This window comes from Candidatus Polarisedimenticolaceae bacterium (assembly GCA_036376135.1).
GTDB lineage: Bacteria > Acidobacteriota > Polarisedimenticolia > Polarisedimenticolales > DASRJG01 > DASVAW01.
This window is the reverse complement of sequence record DASVAW010000142.1, coordinates 1-4,822: the sequence shown is the minus strand read 5'-3', so window position 1 is coordinate 4,822 and position 4,822 is coordinate 1. Positions and strand designations below refer to the sequence as shown.

The following is a 4,822-nucleotide window of genomic DNA, read 5'->3' as shown; positions in this document are numbered from 1 at the left end:
CCGCCTCGACTACTCCAAGGCGAAACCCAACCGCTTCGCGGGACGCGTGAGCCGCGACGCGGTGGTGATCATCCTGGACCCGGACGTCGCGAAGGTGTTTCGCGACTCCAAGCGGGTCAACGACCTGCTGCGCGCGACGATCGCGGCGGTCGAGAAGCCGAGGCGTCGCCGTGCGGGTTAGCGTCCTCCTGGCCGCGATCCTCGCGCTCGCCGCCTCCTGTTCCGCGCCGTCCGCCCCCTCCAACACGGGGTACACGGGGACATGGACGCGATCGAATGACCGTGCGGCGTCGGTGATCGCGATCCTGCACGATACGGGCGGGTACAAGTTCCGCTGGAACAAGGTCTCGTACGACGAGCGGGGGAAAGTCGCGCTGGTCGTCGACTGCGAGTGGAACGGCGACTGCGTGGAGCTCCTGAAAGGGGAGCGCGTCGCGACCTTCCGCCACAAGGCCGCCATCGACCCGGAGACGGGGCACCTCGTCGTCGAGGCGGTCGAGACCCGCGAGAAGCCGACCGCCTTCACCCACAGGATCGTCGACGAGTTCGTCCTCGACCCCGACGGGCTGCGCATGACCGCCTACACCCGCGAGCGTCAGGGACAGACGTATTCGGGAGACGGCCGGCCGATGAAGCACTTCGTGAAGGTGGCCGACGGCGTGGCCTTCCCTCCGGGGACGCTGCGGTGAGCGACCGCGAGGCCCTCGAGCGCAAGCTCGGGCATCGGTTTCGCGACCCGCAACTGCTCGAGCGCGCCCTGACCCACCGGTCTCGGGCCCACGAGGCGGCGACGGGAGAAGGCAGCTACGAGCGCCTCGAGTTCCTCGGCGACTCGCTGCTGGGGTTCCTCGTCGCCGACTGGCTGATGGCGACCCATCCCGACGCCGACGAAGGGGAGCTCACGCGCCGCAAGCAGGCGATCGTCTCCACGGGGCCGCTCGCGCAGGCGGCGCGGGATCTGGGCCTCGGGGAGGAGCTTCGCCTCGGGCGCGGGGAGGAGGAGACCGGCGGGCGCGACAAGACCTCGCTCCTCGCCGACGTCTTCGAGGCGGTCCTCGCGGCGGTCTACCACGACGGCGGGATCCGCGCGGCGCGGGCGTTCGTGCGGCGCCACCTGAAGGGGCGCGTCGCGTCGGTCCGGAAGGGGCCGGAGACCGGGGACGACGCCAAGACGCGCCTCCAGGAGGCGGTGCAGGCGCGATTGCGGCTCACCCCGACCTACCGTATCGTCCGGACGGCCGGTCCGGCGCACGCGAGGTCGTTCACCGCCGAGGTCGTCGTCGGCGGGCGCGTGCTCGGGGAGGGGACCGGAGCCAGCCGCAAAAGGGCCGAGCAGGAGGCCGCGCGATCGGCGCTCCGGGAGTGGGCATGAAGCGTTTCGGGACGATGCTCGCGGTCGTCGTGGCGTTTGCGGGGGCCGCCGCCCAGGAGCCGGCCCCGACGGCGGTCGAGTCGGCGGCGATCGTGCCGGTCACCGGCGATCGCCAGATCGCGATCACCGGGATGCTCGGGACCGTCTCCCTCCAGCTCGGCAAGCCCGGGGAGCTTCGCTTCCTCAGTCGCAAGCCGGGAGGGAAGGTCTCCCCCAAGACCGGGAAGCCCGCCCCCACCGAGGAGCTCCCGGTCGCCCTGTACGATGCGGGGACGAGCCTCGTCCTCAAGCCCGCCCCCGGGGAGCCCCCCGGCACCGTGCGGGACCTGCAGATGTCGATCCCTCCCGAGCTGTTCGTGCGCCTGGAGATGGACCGCGGAGGGAAGGTCGTCCTCTCGGGGCTGCGGGGAGGGATCGAGATCGAGGGGAAACAAATCGTCCTCGACGCCCGCGGCCTGCAGTCCGACCTCGAGGTGATCGCCGAGGGGGCGACGATCGTCGGCGGGTCGCTCGGCGGGAACGTGCGGCTGCGCGGGCGCGAGATCCAGGCGACCCTCCAGGGGACGACCGGTTCCGTCGGCGCCGACCTCGTCGGGGGCTCCCTCAAGGTCCTCGGCGCGGCGTCGATCGACGTCGCGAGCGAAGGGACCGCGGTGGAGCTCGCGCAGGTCAAAGAGCGCGCGACCGTCAAGGCGAGCGGCGGGACCGTCCGCATCACCGGGCTTGCCGGCGGGGGCGAGTTCCAGATCACGGGGGCCTCGCTCGCGATGGAGAAGTCGAAGGGGGACATCACCGTCTCCTCCGACGCCGACGTCACCTACAAGGAGATGGAGGCCGACCTCCACTTCGACATCTACGGCGGCTCGGTGCGCGGGGAGGGGAACAAGGGGCTCGTCGAGGCCCGCACCCGCAATGCGACCGTCGAGCTCGCCAAGAACGAGGGGCCGGCGCGCGTCCAGGGGGACGGCCTCGTCGTGAAGCTGTCGGACATCGGCGGGGAGACGATCGTGTACGCCACGACCTCCGAGGTGACGATCGACAACGTCGGCGGGAAGCTCACCGTCGAGAGCGACCGAGGGGACGTGACGATCTCGCGGATCAACGGCGAGGTCGAGCTGACGACCGAGGGGGGCGGCGTCGTGAAGCTGACCGACCTCACCGGCGCGGTGAAGGTGAACGCGCAGTCGCAGTCGGTCGAGGTCTCCTGGTCGTCGATCCCCCAGGCCGACAGCGACATCCGGAACGGCGAGGGGACGGTGTCCGTGCGGTTCCCCGCGACCGGGACCGGTTGCCGCGTCGAGGCGCAAAGCGACGACGGCCGCATCGAGACCGACCTTCCGCGGGTGCGCGTCTCCGACGACGGCTCGCGCGCGGAGGGGCAGTTCGGCAACGCCCAGCGCCCGGTGGTGAACGTGCGCGCCGGCGGGGACATCCAGCTCCTCGGGGGCGGCGCTACGGACGGGTCGCCGCAGCCGTAGCCCGCTCGAGGAGCCTTCGGGCGACCGGGCTTCCCGGATCGAGCTCCAGGGCGCGGCGCGCCTCGCGTGCCGCCTCCTCGACTTCTCCCCGGCTCAGCAGGACCGCTGCGAGGTTGATGCGGGCCGCCGCGAGGTCGGGGGCGAGCGCGACCGCGCGGCGCAGGCGTCGCTCGGCCCCCGGGAGGTCGCCGCGCATCGCGAGCTCCCCGCCGAGGTTCACGAGGACCCGCACGCTGTCGGGGGCGGCCGCCTCGGCGCGCGAGAACAACGTGAAGTCGTCGCGCCAGGCTGCTGCGGCCCAGGCGCTCCACGCGGCCCCGGCGAGCAGGAGCGCGCCGATCGCCGCGCGCATGCGCAGCCGGTGTGCGACGAGCAGGACGAACCCCGCCGTGGGGAGGTAGAGCAGGCGCTCTCCGAAGATCGTCCCGATCGGAAAGGCCAGGTTCGAGACGAGAAGCCAGGGGACGAGGAGGATCGCGAGCGGAACGAGGGTCCACGATCGGCGCCGCGCGGCGAGAAGGAGCGCGGCGATCCCCGCCAGGAGCAGCAACCCCCCGGCGAGGGCCGCCCAGGTGAACCCCGGCACGGTGTGGGCGTACCCGTAGTCGGGGGTCAGGGGTTGCGGCCACACGAGGAGTTTCGCCCCGCGCGCGAAGACCCCGAGCGCCGTGGCGACGCGATCGAGCCCCGAGGAGGCGACGACGGGGTTTTCGTAGAGGGTGACGCGGGCGGCGGAGGCCGCGAGGGAGCCGAGCACGAGGCGGCGGGCGAGGAGATAGGCGAGGGTCACCGCCGCCACCGCTCCGAGTCGGCGCACGGCCCCCCCCCGACGCGGGCCCGACCCCTCCACCGCCGCCGCGACCGCGAGGAAGGTCACCGCCGTCTCCTTGGAGAGGAGGGCCGCGGCGAGCAAGGGGAGCGCGGCGAGCCCGCCGCGGGCCCCCTCCCGCCATCGCAGGTAGGCGGTCAGCGCCGAGAGAAAAAGGAGGGCGTGGAGCGATTCCGTCCGGTTCGACACGTTGGCCACCACCTCGGCGTGGGCCGGGTGCACCGCGAACAGGGCGGCGGCGACGAAGGCGGCCGGCGGCGAGCCGAGCAGGGTAAGGGCGAACAGGAACAGGGCCGCCGTCGCCCCCGCGTGGAGGAGGACGTTGGTCGCATGCCAGAGGAGGGGGCGCTCCCGGGAGATCGCGTGGTTCAGGGCGAAGGTGGCGCTCGTCAGGGGACGCCAGGCTCCGGTCTCCACCCGGACGTCGGCCCCGGCGTGAAACGGTTTCGTCGCCAGGGCGCCGAATCGGTGCTCGCGGACCAGGGGGTTGGCGAGATTGAGGGCGTCGTCGAACGTGAAACCGTGGCCGAGCGTGCCGAGAAACGGGAGAACGGCGAGGAGCACGGCGGCGGCGAGGAGGCGGACGTGCGGCACCGGGCAAGCCTAGCAAGATTCCCCGGTCGCGAGCGCCTCCTCGCCGTAACCTATGATCTTGGGGGGTCCGTCGGTTGAGGAGGTGTGATCTTGGAAACCTTGACCACGGCGCTGTTGCTCCGCCGCAACGAAGAGACGTGGCGGCTGTCGGTCGATAATCCCTTCCTCGAGGCGCTCAAGGGCGGCCACGTTCCGCCGGTGAACATCGAGCGTTTCGTGCGGCAGTGCCTGCATTTCGCCGACGCGATCCTGGTCGCGAACGCCCTCGTGCTCGCGAAGGCTCCGGTCGAGGCGCGGTCGTGCCTGCTCGACCTGCTCACGGAGACGCACGAGGTCGGGGAGTGGCTGCGGCGCCTGGTCTCGGGAACCAGCGCCGACCGCCATCCGGTACACCCGGTCTCCCGTGCGTACGGCGACTTCCTCGCCCGCCAGGCGATGGAGGGGTACATCACCGGGGCCGCCGCCCTTTGGGCTCTCTACCGCGCCATCGTCGACGACTGGGGGGCGGCGAGCGTCGGCGCCGACGCCGCCCTTCGCGAATTCACCGAC

Annotated in this window: 6 protein-coding genes; 5 read left to right on the top strand and 1 reads right to left on the bottom strand. The window is 72.2% G+C overall.

The genetic code is table 11. The annotated features are described in order from the left end of the window. From VF139_14940 to VF139_14925, 4 genes are all read left to right on the top strand, one after another. On the top strand, positions 1–181 hold a 181-nt coding region (locus tag VF139_14940; GenBank protein HEX6852690.1), incomplete at its 5' end, for a hypothetical protein. After that, complete coding sequence (locus VF139_14935; protein ID HEX6852689.1) at positions 171–689, top strand: hypothetical protein; 519 nt, start codon at positions 171–173, stop codon at positions 687–689. The genes VF139_14940 and VF139_14935, both read left to right, overlap by 11 nt. Further along, entirely contained in the window at positions 686–1,372 is a 687-nt protein-coding gene (rnc, locus tag VF139_14930) for a ribonuclease III (protein ID HEX6852688.1), read from the top strand. The genes VF139_14935 and rnc overlap by 4 nt, the downstream gene beginning before the upstream one ends. Continuing rightward, positions 1,369–2,850 carry a DUF4097 family beta strand repeat-containing protein gene (locus VF139_14925; protein ID HEX6852687.1) on the top strand — a complete coding sequence of 494 codons (1,482 nt, stop codon included), beginning with the start codon at positions 1,369–1,371 and terminating at the stop codon, positions 2,848–2,850. Before rnc ends, VF139_14925 begins: the two co-directional genes overlap by 4 nt. Here VF139_14925 and VF139_14920 read toward each other — a convergent pair. After that, positions 2,825–4,273, bottom strand: coding sequence for a tetratricopeptide repeat protein (locus VF139_14920; GenBank protein HEX6852686.1), 1,449 nt, complete (start codon positions 4,271–4,273; stop codon positions 2,825–2,827). The two genes, VF139_14925 and VF139_14920, sit on opposite strands and share 26 nt — an antisense overlap. Positions 4,274–4,363: 90 nt before the next feature. Between VF139_14920 and VF139_14915 the strand changes: the two genes are divergently transcribed. Beyond that, a partial coding sequence (locus VF139_14915; protein ID HEX6852685.1) for a hypothetical protein occupies positions 4,364–4,822 on the top strand: 459 nt, incomplete at its 3' end.

Excerpts from the sequence above, each read along its gene's own strand:
- VF139_14925 (HEX6852687.1), top strand. The coding sequence starts at position 1,369 with ATGAAGCGTTTCGGGACGATGCTCGCGGTCGTCGTGGCGTTTGCGGGG.